General features: G+C 66.4%; 20 protein-coding genes. 17 read left to right on the top strand and 3 right to left on the bottom strand.

The genetic code is table 11. The features are described 5' to 3' along the window. Positions 1-15: 15 nt before the first annotated feature. Positions 16-819, bottom strand: coding sequence for a GNAT family N-acetyltransferase (locus ACM0M4_RS10305; protein ID WP_003115021.1), 804 nt, complete (start codon positions 817-819; stop codon positions 16-18). Positions 820-976: 157 nt separating this feature from the next. On the opposite strand from ACM0M4_RS10305, the gene ACM0M4_RS10310 reads away from it, so the two are divergent. After that, positions 977-1,426, top strand: coding sequence for an Hsp20 family protein (locus ACM0M4_RS10310; RefSeq protein ID WP_003091405.1), 450 nt, complete (start codon positions 977-979; stop codon positions 1,424-1,426). Between the two features lie 43 nt (positions 1,427-1,469). Here the strand turns inward: ACM0M4_RS10310 and ACM0M4_RS10315 are convergent, their stop codons facing one another. Next, positions 1,470-2,798, bottom strand: coding sequence for an SGNH/GDSL hydrolase family protein (locus ACM0M4_RS10315; protein ID WP_004350966.1), 1,329 nt, complete (start codon positions 2,796-2,798; stop codon positions 1,470-1,472). 111 nt (positions 2,799-2,909) lie between these two features. On the opposite strand from ACM0M4_RS10315, the gene ACM0M4_RS10320 reads away from it, so the two are divergent. Further along, positions 2,910-3,821, top strand: coding sequence for a LysR substrate-binding domain-containing protein (locus ACM0M4_RS10320; protein WP_003115019.1), 912 nt, complete (start codon positions 2,910-2,912; stop codon positions 3,819-3,821). A gap of 79 nt (positions 3,822-3,900) precedes the next feature. Further along, complete coding sequence (locus tag ACM0M4_RS10325; protein WP_115288743.1) at positions 3,901-4,278, top strand: RidA family protein; 378 nt, start codon at positions 3,901-3,903, stop codon at positions 4,276-4,278. A 92-nt stretch (positions 4,279-4,370) separates the two neighbouring features. Here ACM0M4_RS10325 and ACM0M4_RS10330 read toward each other — a convergent pair whose 3' ends face one another. Further along, positions 4,371-5,264, bottom strand: coding sequence for a LysR family transcriptional regulator (locus ACM0M4_RS10330; RefSeq protein WP_003091401.1), 894 nt, complete (start codon positions 5,262-5,264; stop codon positions 4,371-4,373). A 162-nt stretch (positions 5,265-5,426) separates the two neighbouring features. On the opposite strand from ACM0M4_RS10330, the gene leuC reads away from it, so the two are divergent. From leuC to purF, 14 genes are all read left to right on the top strand, one after another. Beyond that, positions 5,427-6,851, top strand: coding sequence for a 3-isopropylmalate dehydratase large subunit (leuC, locus tag ACM0M4_RS10335; protein WP_003091399.1), 1,425 nt, complete (start codon positions 5,427-5,429; stop codon positions 6,849-6,851). A gap of 11 nt (positions 6,852-6,862) precedes the next feature. Continuing rightward, the gene (gene leuD, locus ACM0M4_RS10340) at positions 6,863-7,501 is read left to right on the top strand and encodes a 3-isopropylmalate dehydratase small subunit (protein WP_003091398.1); all 639 of its coding nucleotides are present in this window, start codon (positions 6,863-6,865) and stop codon (positions 7,499-7,501) included. Between the two features lie 71 nt (positions 7,502-7,572). Next, positions 7,573-8,334, top strand: a complete 762-nt coding sequence (locus ACM0M4_RS10345) for a class I SAM-dependent methyltransferase (RefSeq protein WP_003452681.1) — start codon at positions 7,573-7,575, stop codon at positions 8,332-8,334. A 58-nt stretch (positions 8,335-8,392) separates the two neighbouring features. Continuing rightward, on the top strand, positions 8,393-9,475 hold the full coding sequence (gene leuB / locus ACM0M4_RS10350; protein WP_003091395.1) for a 3-isopropylmalate dehydrogenase: 1,083 nt from the start codon (positions 8,393-8,395) through the stop codon (positions 9,473-9,475). Positions 9,476-9,544: 69 nt separating this feature from the next. After that, positions 9,545-10,657 (top strand): aspartate-semialdehyde dehydrogenase, encoded by a 1,113-nt coding sequence (gene asd, locus ACM0M4_RS10355; protein WP_003111187.1) that lies wholly within the window; start codon positions 9,545-9,547, stop codon positions 10,655-10,657. 101 nt (positions 10,658-10,758) lie between these two features. Continuing rightward, positions 10,759-11,769, top strand: a complete 1,011-nt coding sequence (locus ACM0M4_RS10360; protein WP_003115016.1) for an aspartate-semialdehyde dehydrogenase — start codon at positions 10,759-10,761, stop codon at positions 11,767-11,769. 168 nt (positions 11,770-11,937) lie between these two features. After that, positions 11,938-14,685 (top strand): motility hub landmark protein FimV, encoded by a 2,748-nt coding sequence (gene fimV / locus ACM0M4_RS10365; RefSeq protein ID WP_057387035.1) that lies wholly within the window; start codon positions 11,938-11,940, stop codon positions 14,683-14,685. A gap of 21 nt (positions 14,686-14,706) precedes the next feature. Further along, positions 14,707-15,564, top strand: coding sequence for a tRNA pseudouridine(38-40) synthase TruA (truA, locus tag ACM0M4_RS10370; RefSeq protein ID WP_003091390.1), 858 nt, complete (start codon positions 14,707-14,709; stop codon positions 15,562-15,564). 89 nt (positions 15,565-15,653) lie between these two features. Continuing rightward, positions 15,654-16,289: a phosphoribosylanthranilate isomerase gene (locus ACM0M4_RS10375; RefSeq protein ID WP_003104200.1), complete on the top strand. Its 636-nt coding sequence runs from the start codon at positions 15,654-15,656 to the stop codon at positions 16,287-16,289. A 268-nt stretch (positions 16,290-16,557) separates the two neighbouring features. Then, positions 16,558-17,430, top strand: coding sequence for an acetyl-CoA carboxylase, carboxyltransferase subunit beta (gene accD, locus ACM0M4_RS10380; RefSeq protein ID WP_003104199.1), 873 nt, complete (start codon positions 16,558-16,560; stop codon positions 17,428-17,430). Beyond that, positions 17,427-18,716 (top strand): bifunctional tetrahydrofolate synthase/dihydrofolate synthase, encoded by a 1,290-nt coding sequence (gene folC / locus ACM0M4_RS10385; protein WP_003115014.1) that lies wholly within the window; start codon positions 17,427-17,429, stop codon positions 18,714-18,716. The genes accD and folC overlap by 4 nt, the downstream gene beginning before the upstream one ends. 3 nt (positions 18,717-18,719) lie before the next feature. Next, positions 18,720-19,379, top strand: a complete 660-nt coding sequence (locus ACM0M4_RS10390) for an SPOR domain-containing protein (RefSeq protein WP_033956831.1) — start codon at positions 18,720-18,722, stop codon at positions 19,377-19,379. 73 nt (positions 19,380-19,452) lie between these two features. Next, a complete protein-coding gene (locus ACM0M4_RS10395) occupies positions 19,453-19,995 on the top strand; it encodes a CvpA family protein (RefSeq protein WP_003113932.1) in 543 nt (180 codons plus the stop codon). Between the two features lie 221 nt (positions 19,996-20,216). Further along, positions 20,217-21,722, top strand: coding sequence for an amidophosphoribosyltransferase (purF, locus tag ACM0M4_RS10400; protein WP_003091383.1), 1,506 nt, complete (start codon positions 20,217-20,219; stop codon positions 21,720-21,722). Positions 21,723-21,731 lie beyond the last annotated feature (9 nt).

Raw genomic sequence — 21,731 nt, forward strand, 5'->3', positions numbered from 1 at the left:
ATGATGCTCCCCAGGTCAGTAGCGAGTGAAGGTCAGGTAGTCGGCGTCCCAGCCCAGGCCCTGCCAGAACAGGTTGGACAGCGGCGCGTCAAGGGCCGATTGCGCGCGGATCAGGCCGGCGCCGCGCGAGCGCAGGGCCTCCTCGGCACTGCCCACCAGTTCCCGGGCCAGGCCCTGGCGGCGGGCCTGCGGCAGTACGTAGAGCTCTGCGATCTCTCCCACCCGTGCCTGACCGTCCTCGATCTGCCACAGGTGGGCGAGGACGAAACCGCGGGGATGCTGCTGGGCCTCCGCCAGCCAGAGCAAGCGGTTGCGCGAGGCGGCCAGGAGCAGTGCCTGGATCGCCTGCTGGTCGCCGGCATCCAGGGTTTCTCCGGCTTCGCGGACATTGGCTTGCCAGAGGGCGGCCACCGCGGGGACGTCGTCGGCGCTGGCCAGGCGAACCCGGTGTTGCTCTGGCGTCGCATCGAGCTCCTGGCCGACCCGCAGCAGGTTGCCGTCGGGATCGACCAGGGCGAATTCGCGCATGCCCCAGGGTTGGTCTTCCAGGGCCGTGATGCGTGGAATCCCCTGACTGCCCAGGCCGAGGGCCGCGGCCTGGCGATGCAGCGCCTGGGCGTCCTCCAGGCGCAGGTAGGCAGCGCTGCAATTGGTCTTCGGTTCGAGCGCTTCGAACAGCGACAGGTGCAGCTCCAGGGCGCCGCGCTGGAGGATGGCGTAGGTCGGATAGCGAGCGCCAAGGTGGAAGCCGAGGGACTGGTAGAAGGCGCTGGCGCTGTCCAGATCGCGGCAGGGGAAGGTCGGGATTGCGCGTTCCATGGCGACGGTTCTCGAAAGGATGAGTTTCGATCTGAGCACGACGAACGGTCGTTCTCAAGGCTCTTGAAATACTTCCGACGATCCCTATCTAGTTCGTGCGGGATGCCGAAGACGGGTTCCGCATCAGAGTACTTGCTGATAATTCAGGAGATTCGCAATGAGCAACGCTTTTTCCCTCGCCCCGCTGTTCCGTCATTCCGTAGGCTTCGATCGCTTCAACGATCTGTTCGAGTCGGCCCTGCGTAATGAGGCCGGGAGTACCTACCCGCCCTACAACGTCGAAAAGCACGGTGACGACGAGTATCGCATCGTTATCGCCGCCGCCGGCTTCCAGGAAGAAGACCTGGACCTGCAGGTCGAGCGCGGCGTGCTGACCGTCAGTGGCGGCAAGCGCGAGAAGTCCACGGACAACGTGACCTACCTGCACCAGGGCATCGCCCAGCGCGCCTTCAAGCTGTCGTTCCGCCTCGCCGACCATATCGAGGTCAAGGCGGCTTCGCTGGCCAACGGCCTGCTGAACATCGACCTGGTCCGGCTGGTTCCGGAAGAAGCCAAGCCGAAGCGTATCGCCATCAATGGCCAGCGCCCGGCACTGGACAACCAGTAACCGTCAGCGGTGATCGAAAAAAGGCGCCTTCGGGCGCCTTTTTTCATTTCGTTGCGCTATCGGCCCGGGGCTCTGCCGGTGTGCCGTCAGGCACCTCGTCCAGCAGGACGTCGAGGTCGACGGCGGCCGCCATCGCCCGGTTGCCTTCGTCGCTGGGGTGCAGATGGTCGCCGGAGTCGTAGCGCGCGGCGAGCCGCGACGGCTGCTCCGGATCGCGCAATGCCGCGTCGAAGTCGATCACCGCATCGAAGGCGCCGGCATGACGGATCCACTCGTTAACCTGCCTGCGCAGGGCTTCCTTGGCGGGATGGTAATAATCGCTCAACGGCGTGCCGGGCAGTGCGCCCTCGAACGGCGTGAGGGTCGCGCCGACGACCCGGATACCCCGGTTGTGCGCCCGTTCGATCAGTTGCCGGTAGCCGGCGATCAGCGCTTCCAGGGTGGGCGGTGCGGCATTCCGGGCGAAAGCGGTACCGGGCCAGGCAATGTCGTTGATGCCGAGCATCACCACCATGCTGCTTGCGCCTGGCTGGGCCAGTACGTCGCGGTCCAGACGTGCCAGCGCGCTCGCGCCCATGCCGTCGCTCAGCAGACGGGCGCCGGAAATCCCCGCATTGACCACGGCGACGCCATGCGGGACCAGGCGTTCGGCGAGGAAGTCCGGCCAACGGCTGTTCCGGTCGAGGCTGGCGCTGGCTCCGTCGGTGATCGAGTCGCCGAGCGTCACCAGCGTCCGCGTTGCCGTTTCGGTTTCGACCAGGATACCTGTCAACAGCAGGCGCGCGCTGGTGCTCTGGCTGTCCGCCGCGTCCAGCTGCAATGCGTGGCTTTGGGTCTGCTCGCCGGCGACGATCCAGCCCGTCTGGCGGCCGTCCCAGTGGAAGGTTTCCATGGGCGTGGCGGCCGGCAGGTAGAGACTCACCAGCACCTGCGAGAGCGCGGCCACCGGCATCGCCACCGGATCGCTGAGTAGCGTGGCGCCGGGCGCGATGGTCGCCGTCCGGCGTCCGCCAAAGGTCACGTCATGCAGGCTGCCGGTGGCGACCGCGGCGTGCTCGGAACCCGGTTTGGCCAGGGTGGCCCGGCCGATCCGGATCGGGCGCCTTCCATAGGTATTTGCCAGGACGATGCGCACGCGCGTTCCTCCCAGGCTGATTCGCGCCAGTTGCCGCACCGTCTGGTCGTGCAGTTCGGCCGGCACGTTGCTGGGAAACAGGAAGTCCTCAGCCCAGACCGGCTGCGGGCTGGCCTGCCAGCTGGCGGTCCAGGAAGCGGCCGGCGCGGCGCAGGCGTACAACAGGCTCGTCGTGAGCGCGAAGGCCCGGGTTGCGCTGGAGGTCGCGGCGGGAAGTCTTTCGATGGGTCGTTTCATGTCGTTGAATTCAGTGGTTATCCTGTAGCTGATGATGAATTCAAAGATTTAAGGGGAATAGGCCGTAGCGGGGAACATCATTTATGAAGCGAAATCATCAGGCAGGGCGCCATGGCCCGGCTTGAAGTCAACCGTTCCGGCGAACTGGAGGTGTTTGCCCGGGTCGTCGAGTCGGGGGGCTTTTCCGCCGCCGCTCGACGTTGCGGCATGACGCCCTCGGCAGTCAGCAAGCTGATCACCCGGCTCGAACAGCGCCTGGGAACCCGCTTGCTGAACCGCTCCACCCGTCAATTGCAACTGACGCCCGAGGGATGCGCGTTCTACGAGCGCGGGGTGCGTATCCTGGCCGATCTGGAGGAAGCCGAGCGGTGTGCGAGCGAAAACGCGGCGCCGCGTGGGCGCTTGCGAGTCAACGCCAACGTGCCTTTCGGGCATCACTTCCTGCTGCCGCTGGTGCCCGAGTTCCTCGCGCAGCATCCCGAGGTGACGCTGGATATCGTGCTGACCGATGAGGTCGTCGACATCCTCGAGCAGCGCACCGACGTGGCCGTGCGCGCGGGGCCGCTGAAAAGCTCGAGCCTGGTGGCGCGCAAGCTGGGGAGCACGCGCATGCTGATCGTCGGTGCGCCGGCCTATCTGGCCCGGCATGGCATGCCGGCCACGCCGCAGGCGCTGCTGGGGCACAACCGCCTCGGCGCCAACTATGTGCGAACGCGCTCCGGCTGGCCGCTGCGGGACGCCGGCGAGGAACTCGTGGTGCCGTTGTCGGGCAACGCCCAGGCCAGCGATGGCGAGGCGCTGCGCCGTCTGGCCGTGGCCGGCCTGGGCCTGGCGCGGCTGGCCGCGTTCCAGGTGCGCGAGGACATAGCCGCCGGGCGCCTGATTCCCGTGCTCGAGGCATACAACCCAGGCGACCTGGAGGAAGTCCACGCCGTCTACGTCGGCCAGGGCGGCTATCTGCCGCTGCGCGTGCGGGCGTTCCTGGACTTTCTGGCGGAGCGCGTCGATATGAGCCAGGGTTGATCGCAGTGCTACATGAATACGCCGATTCCGCGGCCGAAAGCTTTTCTTCCTAGCGCTTCATCCACAGGAGGCAATCCAGATGAGCGATGACATCCAGCGTTACCCCAGCAGCCTGCCGTTTCCCTTTTCCCGCGCGGTGCGGGCCGGCGGCTTCCTGTTTCTTTCCGGACAGGTGCCGATGAGTCCGACCGGCGAGGTGGTACGTGGCGATATCCAGACCCAGACCGAAGCGGTGATGGCACGCATCGGCGAGACCCTGGAGAGCTGTGGCGCGCGCTTCGACCAACTGGTGAAGGTCACCGTCTGGCTGTTGGACATGGCCCACTTCGCCGGTTTCAACGAGGTCTACCAGCGTCATGTGCAGGGGGCCTTGCCGGTACGCTCGACGGTGACCGCCGGGCTGGCGCTGGGGGTCGACGTGGAGGTCGAGGTGCAGGCGTGGGTCGGCGAGGGCTGAGTCGCGAGGGCATTGGCATGCAGGTCGGGTGAGCGCTGGCCGCGGACGGCGAAGAGGGGAGGGCCTACCCGTGGCGTCCGACCTGAATCGCTTCAGGCCGCTGGAGTGCCGTTGCCGAATGCCTGTTCGTCGAGCAGGCGCATGAAGGCGCGCGCGGCGTTCGACAGGGTCCGCTCGGTGTGCAGGATATAGCCGAGCTGGCGGCTGAGCTGGATGTCCTGCAGCGGCAGGCGCACCACCTGGTCGTCGAGCATGGTCCGCGGCAGCACGCTCCAGGCCAGGCCGATGGAGACCATCATCTTGATGGTCTCCAGGTAGTTGGTGCTCATGGCGATGTTCGGCGTCAGCCCTTCGGCTTCGAACATGCGCCGCACGATGTGGTGGGTGAAGGTGTTGCCGCCGGGGAATACCGCGGGGTGCTTGGCGACGTCGGCGAGGAACACCGTGCCCTGTCGGGCCAGCGGGTGCTCCGGGGCGGCGACGAAGTCCAGCGGGTCGTCCCACACCGGGACTGCGCGCACCGGTTCGGCGGTTTCCGGGGCCAGGGTGATCACCGCCAGTTCCGCACGACCATGAAGGATCTCCTCGTAGGCCACTTCCGAATCCAGGAACTGGATATCCAGCGCCACCTGCGGATGCGCCCGGGTGAAGGCGCGCAGCAGCGGCGGCAGGCGATGCAGGCCGATGTGGTGGCTGGTGGCCAGGACCAGCCGGCCGCTGACCTCGCCGGTGAGGTTGTTCAGCGCCCGGCGGGTGTCGTCGAGCACGTTGAGCAACTGGTAGGCGCGCGGCAGCAGGGCGCGGCCGGCCTCGGTGAGGTTGACCTCGCGGCCGACCCGGTCGAACAGCCGGGCATTGAGCTGCTGTTCGAGGGCGGCGATGCGCTTGCTCACCGCCGGTTGGGTCAGGTGCAGGCGCTCGCCGGCTTCGGAGAAGCTGCCGGTCTCGGCAATGGCGATGAAGGTGTTGAGGCTGTTCAGGTCCATTGCGGGCCTCCGCTGGTTTCGGCTGCCCGGAGCTTAGCGCCAATGGATTCCTGTTGGGAATGCTTTGGATGAAAAATATGAATTTGAGTTATTCGTAGACAAGCCATAGGATCATCCTCACAAGCCCTGTGGGCATAGAAATGAGCTGATGAGGAAATCCCGATGGCCGGCAAGACCCTCTACGACAAACTCTGGGACATGCACCTGGTCAAGCAGCGCGACGACGGTTCGGCGCTGATCTACATCGACCGCCATATCCTGCACGAAGTGACCTCGCCGCAGGCCTTCGAGGGTCTTCGCCTGGCCGGGCGCAAGCCGTGGCGGATCGACGCCAACATCGCCACCCCGGACCACAACGTGCCGACCACCCGCACCGAGCGCAAGGGCGGCATCGCCGCCATCGCCGACGAGGTCTCGCGCCTGCAGGTGCAGACCCTCGACGAGAACTGCGACGACTTCGGCATCACCGAATTTAAGATGAACGACGTGCGCCAGGGCATCGTCCATGTGGTCGGTCCGGAGCAGGGCGCGACCCTCCCGGGGATGACCGTGGTCTGCGGCGACTCGCACACTTCCACCCACGGCGCCTTCGGCGCGCTGGCCCACGGCATCGGCACTTCCGAGGTAGAGCATGTGCTGGCGACCCAGTGCCTGGTGGCGAAGAAGATGAAGAACATGCTGGTCAAGGTCGAAGGCAGGCTGCCGGCCGGCGTCACGGCGAAGGATATCGTCCTCGCGGTGATCGGCAGGATCGGCACCGCCGGCGGCAACGGCCACGCCATCGAGTTCGCCGGCAGCGCCATCCGCGACCTGTCCATCGAAGGGCGGATGACCATCTGCAACATGTCGATCGAGGCGGGCGCCCGCGTCGGCCTGGTCGCCGTCGACCAGAAGACCATCGACTACGTGAAGGGCCGGCCCTTCGCGCCGAGCGCCGAGCAATGGGACCAGGCCGTCGCCTGCTGGCAGGGGCTGGTGTCGGACGCCGATGCCCGCTTCGATACCGTGGTCGAGCTGGACGCCGCGCAGATCAAGCCGCAGGTCAGCTGGGGCACGTCGCCGGAAATGGTCCTGGCGGTGGACCAGAACGTGCCGGACCCGGCCCGCGAGAGCGACCCGATCAAGCGCGGTTCGATCGAGCGCGCCTTGAAGTACATGGGCCTGCGGCCGAACCAGGCGATCACCGACATCCAGCTGGACCGGGTATTCATCGGTTCCTGCACCAACTCGCGGATCGAGGACCTGCGCGCTGCCGCCGAAGTGGCCAGGGGCCGCAAGGTCGCCGCGACCATCAAGCAGGCGCTGGTGGTGCCGGGTTCCGGGTTGGTCAAGGAGCAGGCCGAGAAGGAAGGCCTGGACCGGATCTTCATCGAGGCCGGCTTCGAATGGCGCGAGCCGGGCTGTTCCATGTGCCTGGCGATGAACCCGGACCGGCTGGAGAGCGGCGAACACTGCGCCTCGACCTCCAACCGCAACTTCGAGGGCCGTCAGGGCGCCGGTGGCCGTACCCACCTGGTCAGCCCGGCGATGGCCGCCGCCGCGGCCGTCAACGGCCGCTTCATCGATGTCCGCGAATTGCTCGCCTGAGGAGAACCGAGATGAAACCCTATACCCAGACGACCGGTCTCGTCGCTCCGCTGGATCGCGCCAACGTCGATACCGATCAGATCATTCCCAAGCAATTCCTCAAGTCGATCAAGCGCACCGGCTTCGGCCCCAACCTGTTCGACGAATGGCGCTACCTGGATGTCGGGCAGCCGGGACAGGACAACTCGAAGCGTCCGCTGAACCCGGACTTCGTCCTCAACCAGCCGCGCTACCAGGGTGCCAGCGTACTGCTGGCGCGGGAGAACTTCGGCTGCGGCTCGTCCCGCGAGCACGCGCCCTGGGCGCTGGACGAGTACGGTTTCCGCACGGTGATCGCACCGAGCTATGCCGACATCTTCTTCAACAACAGTTTCAAGAACGGCTTGCTGCCGATCATCCTGCCCGAGGCCGAGGTGGACGAACTGTTCCGCCAGGTCGAGGCGAACGAAGGCTACCAGTTGTCCATCGACCTGGCGGCGCAGACCGTTACCCGTCCTGATGGCAAGGTGCTGGGTTTCGAGGTCGACCCGTTCCGCAAGCATTGCCTGCTCAACGGCCTCGACGACATCGGCCTGACGCTGCAGGACGCCGATGCGATCCGTGCCTTCGAGGACGGCTACCGCCAGCAGCAGCCCTGGCTGTTCCGCTGAGCGCCACGTGAGTCCCCTTGCCGGGCGCATCCTGGGTAGGGTGCGCCCGGTTTTTCTCCCGGAGTAGGTTCATGAGCGACCACGATGACGTTGTCCAGCGCCAGTTCGGCGCCCAGGCTTCGGCCTACCTGAGCAGCGCCGTGCATGCCCAGGGCGAGGAATTCGCCTTGCTGCGCGACGCCCTGGCCGGGCGCCCGGAAGCGCGGGTCCTCGACCTGGGCTGCGGCGCCGGCCACGTGAGCTTCCAGGTCGCCGCCCTGGCAGGGGAGGTGGTGGCCTACGATCTTTCCGCCGAGATGCTCGCCGTGGTGGCGCAGAGCGCCGCGGAACGGGGCATGGCGAACATCCGTACCGAACAGGGCAAGGCGGAGAGCCTGCCCTTCGCCGACGGCGAGTTCGATTTCGTCTTCAGTCGCTATTCCACCCATCACTGGCGCGATGTCGGCCTGGCCCTGCGCGAGGTGCGGCGGGTGCTCAAGCCCGGCGGGGTGGCGATCTTCGTCGACGTGGCGGCGCCCGGGCAGGCCTTGCCGGACACCTTCCTGCAGACCGTCGAGCTGCTCCGCGACACCAGCCATGTGCGCAACTACTCGCCGGCCGAGTGGGCGCGCCTGAGCGGCGAGGCGGGCCTGCTGGTAACCGGAAGCCGGCGCCAGCGCCTGCGCCTGGAGTTCCAGTCGTGGGTCGAGCGGATGCGTACGCCGGAGGTGTTCCGCCAGGCGATCCGCACCCTGCAGCTGGCGGTGGGCGAGGAAGTCAGGGAGTATTTCGAGATTGCCGACGACGGCTCGTTCAGCACCGACGTGCTGGTGCTGTGGCTGCGTCGGGAGTGACGGTTCGATCGCGGCGGCGCATGCCCGCCGTTCAATGAATGAAGGACAAGAGGGTGTTATGAGCAAGCAGATCCTGGTTCTCCCCGGTGACGGTATCGGCCCGGAAATCATGGCGGAAGCGGTCAAGGTGCTGGAACTGGCCAACGACAGGTTCCAGCTCGGCTTCGAACTGGCCGAGGACGTCATCGGTGGCGCGGCCATCGACAAGCACGGCGTGCCGCTGGCCGACCAGACCCTGCAGCGCGCGCGCCAGGCCGATGCGGTGCTGCTGGGCGCGGTAGGGGGGCCGAAGTGGGACAGGATCGAACGCGATATCCGTCCCGAGCGCGGTCTGCTGAAGATTCGCTCGCAACTGGGCCTGTTCGCCAACCTGCGTCCGGCCATCCTCTATCCGCAACTGGCCGCGGCCTCCAGCCTGAAGCCGGAAGTGGTCGCCGGGCTGGACATCCTCATCGTCCGCGAACTGACCGGCGGCATCTACTTCGGCCAGCCCCGCGAGCAGCGCGTGCTGGAGAACGGCGAGCGCCAGGCCTACGACACTCTGCCGTACAGCGAGAGCGAAATCCGTCGTATCGCCCGCGTCGGTTTCGACATGGCCCGCGTACGCAACAACAGGCTCTGCTCGGTGGACAAGGCCAACGTCCTCGCCTCCAGCCAGCTGTGGCGGGAAGTGGTGGAAGAGGTGGCGAAGGACTACCCGGACGTCGAGCTTTCCCATATGTACGTGGATAACGCCGCCATGCAACTGGTGCGCGCGCCCAAGCAGTTCGACGTGATGGTCACCGACAACATGTTCGGCGACATCCTGTCGGATGAGGCTTCCATGCTGACCGGTTCCATCGGCATGCTGCCTTCTGCCTCGCTCGACGCGAACAACAAGGGCATGTACGAACCCTGCCACGGTTCCGCCCCGGACATCGCCGGTCAGGGCATCGCCAACCCGTTGGCGACCATCCTCTCGGTCTCGATGATGTTGCGCTACAGCTTCAGCCAGGCGACCGCCGCCGACGCCATCGAGCAGGCGGTGAGCAAGGTCCTCGACCAGGGGCTGCGCACCGGCGACATCTGGTCCGAAGGCTGCCGCAAGGTCGGCACCCGGGAAATGGGCGATGCCGTAGTCGCGGCACTCAAGAATCTGTAATCTGACGGGCTTGGCCGGCGCCATGATGGCTGCCGGCCAGCTCACTTCTCTCATATAGGTGTAGTTGCGATGAAGCGTGTAGGTCTGATCGGTTGGCGCGGGATGGTGGGTTCCGTACTCATGCAGCGGATGCTGGAAGAGCGGGACTTCGACCTGATCGAGCCGGTGTTCTTCACCACGTCGAACGTCGGTGGCCAGGGCCCGGAAGTGGGCAAGGACATCGCTCCGCTGAAGGACGCCTACAGCATCGACGAGCTGAAGACCCTCGACGTGATCCTGACCTGCCAGGGCGGCGACTACACCAGCGAAGTATTCCCCAAGCTGCGCGAGGCCGGCTGGCAGGGCTACTGGATCGATGCCGCCTCCAGCCTGCGCATGGAAGACGACGCGGTGATCGTCCTCGACCCGGTCAACCGCAAGGTCATCGACCAGGCTCTGGACGCCGGCACCCGCAACTACATCGGCGGCAACTGCACCGTCAGCCTGATGCTGATGGCCCTGGGCGGGCTGTTCGACGCCGGCCTGGTCGAGTGGATGAGTGCCATGACCTACCAGGCCGCCTCCGGCGCCGGCGCGCAGAACATGCGTGAACTGCTCAAGCAGATGGGCGCCGCCCATGCATCGGTGGCGGATGACCTGGCCAACCCGGCCAGCGCGATCCTCGACATCGACCGCAAGGTGGCGGAGACCCTGCGCAGCGAAGCCTTCCCCACCGAGCATTTCGGCGCGCCGCTGGGCGGCAGCCTGATCCCCTGGATCGACAAGGAACTGCCCAACGGGCAGAGCCGCGAAGAGTGGAAGGCCCAGGCGGAGACCAACAAGATCCTCGCCCGCTTCAAGAACCCGATCCCGGTCGACGGTATCTGCGTGCGCGTCGGCGCCATGCGTTGCCACAGCCAGGCGCTGACCATCAAGTTGAACAAGGATGTGCCGCTGACCGACATCGAGGGCCTGATCAGCCAGCACAATCCCTGGGTCAAGCTGGTGCCGAACCACCGCGAGGTAAGCGTGCGCGAGCTGACCCCGGCCGCCGTCACCGGCACCCTGAGCGTTCCGGTCGGGCGCCTGCGCAAGTTGAACATGGGCTCCCAGTATCTCGGCGCCTTCACCGTCGGCGACCAGTTGCTGTGGGGCGCTGCCGAGCCGCTGCGGCGCATGTTGCGCATCCTGCTGGAGCGCTGATCGATCCGGCGCCGTCCGCAATGGGCGGCGCCTCGATTGCCTGGGCGAAGGTGGGCAAGTAAAGTGCCACGCCTATTTCGCAGACCGCCGAGGCTTTTCCCATGTCCCAGCCCCTCAATGTCGCAGTCGTAGGCGCCACCGGATCGGTTGGCGAGGCTCTGGTCGGTCTCCTCGACGAACGCGACTTCCCGCTTCATCGTCTGCACCTGCTGGCCAGCGCCGAGTCGGCCGGGCAGCGCATGGGTTTCGCCGAAAGCAGCCTGCGCGTCGGCGATGTCGATAGCTTCGATTTTTCCAGTGTCGGCCTGGCCTTCTTCGCCGCGGCAGCCGAGGTGTCGCGTGCCCATGCCGAGCGCGCCCGCGCGGCGGGTTGTTCGGTGATCGACCTGAGCGGCGCCCTGGAACCGAGCGTCGCACCGCCGGTCATGGTTTCGGTGAATGCCGAACGCCTGGCCTCGCAAGCGGCGCCGTTCCTTTTGTCCAGTCCTTGCGCCGTAGCCGCCGAACTGTGCGAAGTGCTGGCGCCACTCCTGGCCACGCTGGATTGCCGGCAACTGAACCTGACAGCCTGCCTCTCCGTCTCCAGCCTGGGGCGCGAAGGGGTCAAGGAACTCGCCCGGCAGACCGCCGAACTGCTCAATGCGCGCCCCCTGGAGCCGCGTCTCTTCGACCGCCAGATCGCCTTCAACCTGCTCGCGCAGGTCGGCGCGGTGGATGCCGAGGGGCACAGCGCGATCGAGCGGCGCATCTTCGCGGAGGTGCAGGCCTTGCTTGGCGAGCGTATCGGACCGTTGAACGTTACCTGCATCCAGGCGCCGGTATTCTTCGGCGATAGCCTCAGCGTGACCCTGCAGTGCGCGGAACCGGTGGACCTGGCCGCGGTGACGCGGGTCCTCGATGCGACGAAAGGTATCGAATGGGTCGGCGAGGGCGACTATCCGACGGTGGTCGGCGATGCCCTCGGCCAGGACGAGACCTATGTCGGCCGGGTGAGGGCGGGGCAGGCTGATCCCTGTCAGGTCAATTTGTGGATTGTGTCTGATAATGTGCGAAAAGGTGCCGCGCTGAATGCCGTGCTCCTGGGTGAGTTGTTGATAAAACACTATCTGTAAAAGATACTTACCCACAGATTTGTAGAATTATTCGAGCTTGTTAATACTGGTTCGATCCGCTGCTGCCGGGGAGCGTCCGTCCATGCATGGCTGGGCGAGCGGACAGCAAGCACCGACGCACTCCCTCTCGTGAAACGAGAAAAGATATTAAAACCAAGGGATTACACTATGGTTCGGCTTCGTACACTGGTTCGGGCAATCGCGGCGGCCTCGGTCCTGACTTCCGGCATGGCGCATGGATTGGGACTGGGGGAAATCACCCTGAAGTCGGCGTTGAACCAACCGTTGGATGCCGAGATCGAGCTGCTCGAAGTTCGTGACCTGGGTTCGGGCGAGGTGATCCCGAGCCTGGCGTCGCCGGAAGAGTTCAGCAAGGCGGGCGTCGATCGCCTGTACTACCTCACCGACCTGAAGTTCACGCCGGTGGTGAAGCCCAACGGCAAGAGCGTCATTCGCGTGACCTCGTCGAAGCCGGTGCAGGAGCCCTACCTGAACTTCCTGGTCCAGGTGCTCTGGCCGAACGGCCGCCTGCTGCGCGAGTACACCGTCCTGCTGGATCCGCCGCTGTACTCCCCGCAGGCCGCGGCAAGCGCTCCGCAAGCGCCGGTCAGCGCGCCGCGCGCGACCGGCGCCCCGCGAGCCCCGCAGGCTCCGGCTCCGGTGCGTACCACCGCGCCGGCAGGCAGCGACACCTATCGCACCGTTTCCAACGACACGCTCTGGGAGATCGCCCAGCGCAACCGTACCGATCGCGTTTCCGTACCCCAGGCGATGCTCGCGTTCCAGGAGCTGAATCCGGGCGCCTTCGTCGATGGCAACATCAACCGGCTGAAGAGCGGCCAGGTCCTGCGCATTCCCACCGAACAGCAGATGCTGGAGCGCTCGCCGCGCGAGGCGCTGTCCCAGGTGCAGGCGCAGAACCAGAGCTGGCGCGGCAGCCGCAATCCGGCCGCGGGCAGCGCTGGCGCCAGGCAGTTGGATGCGACCCAGCGCAATGCCGCCGGGTCGGCGCCATCCAAGGTCGACGCCACGGACAATCTGCGCCTGGTGTCTGGCGAGGGCAAGGCCAGCAAGGGTGCCGACAAGGGCGGGAAGGGCGACAGCAAGGCGCTCGCCGATACCCTGGCGGTGACCAAGGAAAGCCTCGACAGCACTCGCCGCGAGAACGAAGAACTGCAGAGTCGCATGCAGGATCTGCAGAGCCAGTTGGACAAGCTGCAGAAGTTGATCCAGCTGAAGGACGCCCAGTTGGCCAAGCTGCAAGGGCAGTTGGGCGCCGAAGGCCAGGGCGCAGCCCAGCCGAACGCAGCCCTGCCGGATGCGTCCCAGCCCAATGCGGCCGCGCAGGCGCCGGCTCAGCCCGGGACTCCTGCTGCGGCAGCGCCGACTCCTGCTCCAGCCGGAGAAGCACCCGCCGCTCCGGCGCAGCCTCCGGTGGCGCCGCCGCCCGCGCCAGCTGCCGAGAAGCCTCCGGCACCTGCCGTTCCGGTACAGGCGGCAGAGCAGCCGGCACCGAGCTTCCTCGACGAACTGCTGGCCAACCCGCTGTGGTTGGCGGTGATCGGCGGTAGCGCACTGCTGGCGTTGCTGGTGCTGCTGATGATCCTGTCGCGGCGCAATGCGCAGAAAGAGAAGGAAGAAGCCCAGGCTTTCGCCGCGGATACCGGCGAGGAACAGGAGGATGCGCTGGACCTGGGAAAGGACGGCTTCGACGACCTGACCCTCGACGAGCCTGAGCCGCAGGTCGCAGCCGTCGCTCCGCAGGTCGAGAAGACCACCGCGCAGACTTCCGATGCGCTGGGCGAGGCCGACATCTATATCGCCTACGGGCGTTTCAACCAGGCCGCCGAACTGTTGCAGAACGCCATCTACGACGAGCCGCAGCGCACCGACCTGCGCCTCAAGCTGATGGAAGTCTATGCCGAGATGGGCGATCGCGAAGGTTTCGCTCGCCAGGAAAACGAGCTGCGCGAAATCGGCGGCGCACAGCCGCAGGTCGAGCAGCTCAAGTCGCGCTATCCGGCAATGGTCGCGGTCGCCGCGGTTGCCGGCCTGGCCGGCGCCAAGCTGGCGCAGGACGAGCTGGATAGCTTCAGCCTTGACGACCTGTCGCTCGACGACAGCGGTCACGCGGCCAAGCCGGATGCGGCAGGACAGGATCTCGACGACGCCTTCGACCTGAGCCTGGACGACCTGGGCGGCGACGACGTGCAGGCCGACCTCAAGTCCGACAGCGGGGCGCTGGACGACCTGACCCTGGACAGCGATCTGGACCTGGCGGCCTCGACCCCGGCGGACAAGCCTGTCGACGATCTCGACTTCGGCCTGGATTTCGCGGAGTTGGCAGAGACTCCGAGCCAACCCAAGCATGACGACCTGGGCGATTTCTCCCTGGATCTCGATGCGCCGGAAGACAAGCTTTCGGACGACGACTTCCTGCTTTCGCTGAACGACGAAGTGCCCGCCGCGGCGCCCGCCGACAACGAATTCACCCTCGATACCGAGGCTGCCGAAGAGCCGGCGTTGTCCCTGCCGGACGACTTCGACCTGTCGCTGGCCGACGAGCCGACGGAGCCGGCCGCTCCGGAGAAGGGCGAGGACAGTTTCGCCGCCCAGTTGGACGAGGTGAGTGCGCAGTTGGACGAGTTGGCCAGCAACCTTGACGAGCCGAAGAGCGCGACGCCGAGTTTCTCCGCCGAAGATGCAGCGGTCGCCTCCGCCCTGGACGGAGACGCCGACGATGACTTCGACTTCCTCTCCGGTGCCGACGAAGCGGCGACCAAGCTGGATCTGGCTCGCGCCTACATCGACATGGGCGATAGCGAAGGCGCGCGCGATATCCTCGACGAAGTCCTGGCCGAAGGTAATGACAGCCAGCAGGCGGAAGCCCGCGAGTTGCTGGAGCGCCTGGCCTGATCCGGAAATGAAGCGACCCTCATGAACGATGTTGTTCCGCCAGCGGCAGCCGAATCGGCTGCCGCTGGCGTTTCCAGAATCGCCCTCGGCATCGAGTACAAGGGCTCCCGCTATCGTGGCTGGCAGCGCCAGGAAGCCGGCGTGCCTTCCGTGCAGGAAGCGCTGGAGCGCGCCTTGTCGAAGGTTGCCGCCGAGCCGGTCGGGGTGATCTGCGCCGGCCGTACCGACGCTGCCGTTCATGCCAGCGGCCAGGTGGTGCATTTCGACACCGCGGTGGAGCGCCCGTTGAAAGCATGGGTGATGGGCACCAACGCCAACCTGCCCGCGGATATCAGTGTGACCTGGGCGAGGGTGATGCCGGCGCATTTCCACGCGCGCTTCTCGGCCATGGCCCGGCGCTATCGCTACGCCATCTACAACGATCCGATCCGCCCGGCGCACCTGGCCGAGGAGGTCACCTGGAACCATCGGCCGCTGGATATCGGGCGGATGCGCGAGGCGGCCCAGGTACTGGTCGGCACCCATGACTTCACCTCGTTCCGGGCGGTGCAGTGCCAGGCCAAGTCGCCGGTCAAGACCATGCATCACGTGCGCTTGCTGGAGCATGGTCGGTTGATCGTGCTGGACATCCGCGGTAACGCTTTCCTTCACCATATGGTGCGCAACATCGCTGGCGTCCTGATGACCATCGGTGCCGGCGAGCGGCCGATCGAATGGGCGAAGGAGGTACTCGAGGCGCGCGACCGGCGCGCCGGTGGGGTCACCGCTCACCCCTACGGACTCTATCTGGTGCGGGTGGAGTACCCCGGGGAGTTCGAGTTGCCCGAGCGCTACCTGGGGCCGCATTTCCTTTCCGGATTGCCCGATATCGTCGGCTGACGTCGAATCGGGCTTTTGCTACCATCGAGAATTCCCGCCGGACCGGCCGTCCGGCGGTTCGTCGCTCACTCGCCGAGGATTCTCCGTCGTTGCCAGCCGTTCGCATCAAGATCTGCGGTATCACCCGAGTCGAGGACGCCCTGGCCGCCGCCGCGGCGGGCGCCGATGCCATCGGCCTGGTGTTCTATGCGAAGAGCCCGCGGGCGGTGGATATCCATCGGGCGCGGGAGATCGTTCGTGCCCTGCCGCCGTTCGTGACCAGCGTCGGCCTGTTCGTCAACGCCAGCCGCTGCGAACTGGGCGAGATTCTCGATGCGGTGCCGCTGGACCTGCTGCAATTCCATGGCGACGAACGCGCCGAGGACTGCGAGGGACATCGGCGACCCTACCTGAAAGCCCTGCGGATGAAGCCCGGCGACGACATCGTCGGGCGCGCGGCGGCATATCCGGGAGCTGCCGGGATTCTCCTGGATACCTATGTGGAAGGCGTGCCCGGCGGCACGGGGGCGGCGTTCGACTGGTCGCTGGTGCCGACCGACCTGGGCAAACCCCTGGTGCTGGCCGGCGGTCTGACGCCGGATAACGTCGGCAGGGCAGTCGAGCAGGTCAAGCCCTACGCGGTGGACGTCAGCGGTGGCGTCGAGGCGAGCAAGGGAATCAAGGATGCGGCGAGGGTCCGTGCGTTCGTGGACGCGGTGCGTTCGCGGCGCCGCGACGAGACATGATGTGACGACGGGCGGCCCGCCGCCGTCCACTAGCGTGTCGCCGTTTCCGCGACAACGCCCGGCCGCCGATAGGGAGGCCAGATATTTCGCGATAGCCGCTCGCCGGGTATCGCCCAGGTGACCGCGCAGGCGGGGGATGGGACAGGCCGCGAAACGCTTCGCAGCCGTGGGGCCCACCGCTGCCGGCGGTCACGAAGATGAATTTGCTCAGGGACGCCGTCACCGGATCGGTGCGGCCATCCCGACCTTGCACTGGAGAACAAAGAGCATGAGCAACTGGCTGGTAGACAAGCTGATCCCTTCCATCATGCGTTCCGAGTCCCAGAAGAGTTCGGTACCGGAAGGCCTGTGGCACAAATGCCCGTCCTGCGAAGCCGTGCTGTACCGTCCGGAGCTGGAAAAGACCCTGGATGTCTGCCCGAAGTGCGATCACCACATGCGCATCAACGCGCGTACCCGCCTGGACATCTTCCTCGATGAGGACGGTCGCGAGGAGTTGGGTGCCGACCTCGAGCCGGTGGACCGTCTGAAATTCCGCGACAGCAAGAAGTACAAGGATCGCCTCGCCGCGGCACAGAAGGACACCGGCGAGAAGGACGCGCTGATCGCCATGAGCGGCAAGCTGCAGGGTATGCCGGTGGTCGCCTGCGCCTTCGAGTTCTCCTTCATGGGCGGTTCGATGGGCGCCATCGTCGGCGAGCGCTTCGTTCGCGCAGCCAACGTCGCCCTGGAGAAGCGCTGCCCGCTGATCTGCTTCTCCGCCTCCGGCGGCGCGCGCATGCAGGAAGCGCTGATCTCGCTGATGCAGATGGCCAAGACCTCGGCGGTTCTGGCGCGCCTGCGCGAAGAAGGCATCCCGTTCGTCTCGGTATTGACCGACCCGGTCTACGGCGGCGTTTCCGCCAGCCTGGCGATGCTCGGCGACGTGATCGTCGGCGAACCCAAGGCGCTGATCGGCTTCGCCGGTCCTCGCGTGATCGAGCAGACCGTCCGCGAGAAGCTTCCGGAAGGCTTCCAGCGTAGCGAGTTCCTCCTTGAGCATGGCGCCATCGACATGATCGTGCATCGTGCCGAGTTGCGGCCGCGCCTGGCCAATCTGCTGTCGGCCTTCACTCATTCGCCGAGCCCCGTATCCGCATGACCCAGCGTTCCCTGGCCGATTGGCTGAGCTATCTCGAACAACTCCATCCGACGGCCATCGACATGGGCCTGGAGCGTTCCCGCGAGGTAGCGCGCCGGCTCGGCCTGGGAAGGCCGGCGAAACGCGTGGTCACCGTTACCGGGACCAACGGCAAGGGCTCCACCTGCGCCCTGCTCGCCGAACTGCTGCGTGAGCAGGGGTTGTCGGTCGGGGTCTACAGCTCGCCGCACCTGCTGCGCTACAACGAGCGGGTGCGGATCGACGGCATCGAGGCCGGCGATGCGCAACTGTGCGACGCCTTCTCCGCGGTGGAGGCCGCACGTGGCGAGATTTCCCTGACCTATTTCGAAATGGGCACGCTGGCCGCCTTCTGGCTGTTCGAGCGCGCCGGGCTGGACTTCGCGGTGCTGGAAGTCGGCCTTGGCGGGCGCCTGGATGCGGTCAACCTGATCGACGCCGACCTGGCGCTGATCACCAGCATCGGCCTGGACCATGCGGACTGGCTGGGCGATACCCGCGAAAGCGTGGCTTTCGAGAAAGCCGGTATCCTGCGCGCCGGCAAACCGGCCCTGTGCGGCGATCTCGATCCCCCGCAGCCATTGCTGGAGCAGGTGGCTGCGCTGGGGGCACCGCTTTACCTGCGCGGTCGCGACTACGACCTGGCGCTCGCCGATCATGGCTGGCACTGGCGCGGGCTGGCCGCGGACGGCCAGGCGCTGGCGCTGCACGATCTGCCGTTGCTCGGGTTGCCCATGGAAAACGCCGCGCTGGCCCTGCAGGCCTACGCGTTGCTCGAGTTGCCCTGGCAGGCGGAGCGCCTGGCCGAGGCGCTGCGGCGGACCCGGGTGACCGGTCGCCTCGATCGCCGCGACCTGTCCTGGAACGGCCAGCCACGCCAGCTCCTGCTGGACGTCGGGCACAATCCCCAGGCCGCCCAGTACCTGGCGCAACGCCTGCGTGCCGCAGCGCCACGAGGACGCTACCTGGCGGTCTTCGGCCTGCTGGCGGACAAAGACCTGGATGGCGTACTGGAACCCTTGACCGGCTTGGTGCAGGATTGGGCCGTTGCACCGTTGCCGACTCCGCGTTCGCGGCCGGCCGCGGAGCTGGAGGCGGCGCTGATCCTGCGCCAGGTTCCGGCGAGCAGTCATGCGGATATCGCCGCCGCCCTGGACGCGCAGTGCGCCAAGGCTACCGCGGATGATGTCATTCTGCTGTTCGGATCGTTCTATAGCGTGGCCGAAGGCCTGGAATGGCTGGCCCGTAGAACGGATAAGGGGGAGTAAATCATGGCCTTGCTGGAAAGAGGGCTGAAGCAGCGCATCGTCGGGGCGTTGGTGCTGATCGCCCTGGCGGTGATCTTCCTGCCGATGCTGTTCACCCGCGAAGACGAGTCGCGCCAGGTCGTGGTGGAAGCGCCGCCGCGCCCGCAATCGCCGGCCATGCCCAGTGTCGAGGTGCAGCCGACCGAGGTGCCGGAACTGCAGCCCGGCGAAGAAGGCATTGCGCCCGAGATCGTCGAGGAAGGCTCCCCGGTCGCCGCCGGCCAGCCCAGCCAGCCGATCGGCGGCCTGCCGGCGACCCCGCCGGCCACCCAGCCGCCCGCCCAGGCCCAGGCGCCGGCCGCCAGCCTGCCGCCAAGCCAGCCGCAACCGCCCGCTGCGCCGCCGAGCCCGCCGCCCGCGGAGAAGCGCCTGGACGCCAACAACCTGCCGCAGAGCTGGTCGGTACAGCTTGCCAGCCTGTCCAACCGGGCGCGCGCCGAGGAATTGCAGAAGACCCTGCGCTCCCAGGGCTACAACGCCTACATCCGCAGCTTCGACGGGATGAACCGGGTCTTCGTCGGGCCGGTGATCCAGCGCGCCGAGGCGGATCGCCTGCGCGACCAGTTGAGCAAGCAGCAGAAGCTCAACGGCTTCGTCGTGCGCTTCCAGCCGGAACGCGGTTGACCGCGACCCGCGGCTTACCGTCGCGGGCGCGCTCTGCTAAAATGCAGCGCCTTTTCTGCTTGTGGGCTGCATAGTGGCATTTACCTGGGTCGATTGGACGATGGTCGCCATCATCGTCGTTTCCAGCCTGATCAGTCTGAGTCGCGGCTTCGTCAAGGAAGCCTTGTCCCTGCTTACCTGGATAGTCGCCGGCGCGGTGGCCTGGATGTTCGGCGGGGCGCTGGCGCAGCACCTGGGCGAGTACATCCAGACCCCCTCGGCCCGCATCATCGCAGCCTGCGCGCTGCTGTTCATCGCGACCCTGCTGCTCGGGGCGCTGGTCAACTACCTCATCGGCGAACTGATCCGGGTCACCGGCCTCTCCGGCACCGACCGCTTCCTCGGCATGGTCTTCGGCGGTGCGCGCGGCGTACTGCTGGTCGTGCTGCTGGTCGGCCTGCTCAGCCTGGCCCCGGTACAGCAGGACCCTTGGTGGCAGCAGTCGGTGCTGATGCCGCATTTCCTGATGGTTGCCGACTGGTCGAAGAACTTCATTCTCGGTTTCGCCGGCCAGTGGTTGCCGGCCGCGCCGATAACGCCGCCGAGCGGCATCGGCGGGCTGCTTCCCAGCCAGTGATTTTGGCGGGACACTGGCCGAGGCCGGGTCCCGCGGTTTTCCAGGGCGGCGCGTCGATGGCGTGGCGCCGGCGGCACAGGACGTGCCGCGAGCCAGTCGGCGGCGAAGGTCGCCGATTCGCGGGAGCCAGCGGCCCACAGGCCCTGGTCAGCTCGATGGTCCGGGACGGACCGATCGCGCTTCCCATCTTTCCAGCTTGAGCCAAGTAGGGGTTGCGTCACATGTGTGGCATCGTCGGTATCGTGGGCAAGTCGAACGTCAATCAGGCGCTGTATGACGCGCTCACCGTCCTCCAACATCGCGGCCAGGACGCTGCCGGTATCGTCACCTGCCATGACGATAAGCTGTACCTGCGCAAGGACAACGGCCTGGTCCGCGACGTCTTCCAGCAGCGCCACATGCAGCGCCTGATCGGCAGCGTCGGCATCGGCCATGTGCGTTACCCGACCGCCGGCAGCTCCAGCTCGGCGGAAGCGCAGCCGTTCTACGTCAACTCGCCCTACGGCATCACCCTGGCGCACAACGGCAACCTGACCAATGTCGAGCAGTTGGCCAAGGAAATCTACGAATCCGACCTGCGCCACGTGAACACCAACTCCGATTCGGAAGTGCTGCTCAACGTGTTCGCCCACGAGCTGGCGGTGCGCAACAAGCTGCAGCCCACCGAGGAGGACATCTTCGCCGCGGTTTCCTGCGTGCACGACCGTTGCGTCGGCGGCTACGCGGTGGTGGCGATGATCACCGGCCATGGCATCGTCGGTTTCCGCGACCCCAATGCGATCCGTCCGATCGTCTTCGGCCAGCGGCATACCGAGAACGGCGTCGAATACATGATCGCCTCCGAGAGCGTGGCCCTGGACGTACTCGGCTTCACCCTGATCCGCGACCTGGCGCCGGGCGAGGCGGTGTACATCACCGAGGAAGGCAAGCTCTATACCCGCCAGTGCGCCAAGGCACCGAAGTACGCGCCGTGCATCTTCGAGCACGTCTACCTGGCGCGTCCGGATTCGATCATGGACGGCATCTCGGTGTACAAGGCGCGCCTGCGCATGGGCGAGAAGCTTGCCGACAAGATCCTCCGCGAGCGTCCCGACCACGACATCGACGTGGTCATCCCGATCCCGGACACCAGCCGCACCGCGGCGCTGGAACTGGCCAACCGGCTCGGCGTGAAGTTCCGCGAGGGCTTCGTCAAGAACCGCTACATCGGCCGCACCTTCATCATGCCCGGCCAGGCGGCGCGGAAGAAATCCGTGCGGCAGAAGCTCAACGCCATCGAGCTGGAGTTCCGCGGCAAGAACGTGATGCTGGTGGATGACTCCATCGTCCGCGGCACCACCTGCAAGCAGATCATCCAGATGGCCCGCGAGGCCGGGGCGAAGAACGTCTACTTCTGCTCCGCCGCGCCGGCCGTGCGCTACCCCAACGTCTACGGCATCGACATGCCGAGTGCGCACGAGCTGATCGCGCACAATCGCAGCACCGAGGACGTCAGCAAGCTGATCGGCGCCGACTGGCTGGTCTACCAGGACCTGCCCGACCTGATCGACGCGGTCGGCGGCGGCAAGATCAAGATCGATCACTTCGACTGCGCCGTGTTCGACGGCGAGTACGTGACCGGCGACGTCAACGAGGCCTACCTGAACCGGATCGAACAGGCGCGCAACGATGCGACCAAGGCCAAGAGCCAGGCGGTCAGCGCGATCATCGATCTGTACAACGACTGACAAAGGGGA

Source organism: Pseudomonas sp. 18-147, assembly GCF_051048045.1.
Taxonomy (GTDB): Bacteria; Pseudomonadota; Gammaproteobacteria; order Pseudomonadales; family Pseudomonadaceae; genus Pseudomonas; species Pseudomonas aeruginosa.

Bases quoted from the DNA above. Each gene is read 5' to 3' on its own strand.
- truA (WP_003091390.1), top strand. From the start codon at position 14,707: ATGAACGATGTTGTTCCGCCAGCGGCAGCCGAATCGGCTGCCGCTGGC.
- ACM0M4_RS10320 (WP_003115019.1), top strand. From the start codon at position 2,910: ATGGCCCGGCTTGAAGTCAACCGTTCCGGCGAACTGGAGGTGTTTGCC.
- ACM0M4_RS10305 (WP_003115021.1), bottom strand. From the start codon at position 819: ATGGAACGCGCAATCCCGACCTTCCCCTGCCGCGATCTGGACAGCGCC.
- purF (WP_003091383.1), top strand. From the start codon at position 20,217: ATGTGTGGCATCGTCGGTATCGTGGGCAAGTCGAACGTCAATCAGGCG.
- ACM0M4_RS10310 (WP_003091405.1), top strand. From the start codon at position 977: ATGAGCAACGCTTTTTCCCTCGCCCCGCTGTTCCGTCATTCCGTAGGC.
- fimV (WP_057387035.1), top strand. From the start codon at position 11,938: ATGGTTCGGCTTCGTACACTGGTTCGGGCAATCGCGGCGGCCTCGGTC.
- leuB (WP_003091395.1), top strand. From the start codon at position 8,393: ATGAGCAAGCAGATCCTGGTTCTCCCCGGTGACGGTATCGGCCCGGAA.
- ACM0M4_RS10390 (WP_033956831.1), top strand. From the start codon at position 18,720: ATGGCCTTGCTGGAAAGAGGGCTGAAGCAGCGCATCGTCGGGGCGTTG.
- accD (WP_003104199.1), top strand. From the start codon at position 16,558: ATGAGCAACTGGCTGGTAGACAAGCTGATCCCTTCCATCATGCGTTCC.
- asd (WP_003111187.1), top strand. From the start codon at position 9,545: ATGAAGCGTGTAGGTCTGATCGGTTGGCGCGGGATGGTGGGTTCCGTA.
- folC (WP_003115014.1), top strand. From the start codon at position 17,427: ATGACCCAGCGTTCCCTGGCCGATTGGCTGAGCTATCTCGAACAACTC.
- ACM0M4_RS10345 (WP_003452681.1), top strand. From the start codon at position 7,573: ATGAGCGACCACGATGACGTTGTCCAGCGCCAGTTCGGCGCCCAGGCT.
- ACM0M4_RS10360 (WP_003115016.1), top strand. From the start codon at position 10,759: ATGTCCCAGCCCCTCAATGTCGCAGTCGTAGGCGCCACCGGATCGGTT.
- ACM0M4_RS10330 (WP_003091401.1), bottom strand. From the start codon at position 5,264: ATGGACCTGAACAGCCTCAACACCTTCATCGCCATTGCCGAGACCGGC.
- ACM0M4_RS10325 (WP_115288743.1), top strand. From the start codon at position 3,901: ATGAGCGATGACATCCAGCGTTACCCCAGCAGCCTGCCGTTTCCCTTT.
- leuD (WP_003091398.1), top strand. From the start codon at position 6,863: ATGAAACCCTATACCCAGACGACCGGTCTCGTCGCTCCGCTGGATCGC.
- ACM0M4_RS10315 (WP_004350966.1), bottom strand. From the start codon at position 2,798: ATGAAACGACCCATCGAAAGACTTCCCGCCGCGACCTCCAGCGCAACC.
- leuC (WP_003091399.1), top strand. From the start codon at position 5,427: ATGGCCGGCAAGACCCTCTACGACAAACTCTGGGACATGCACCTGGTC.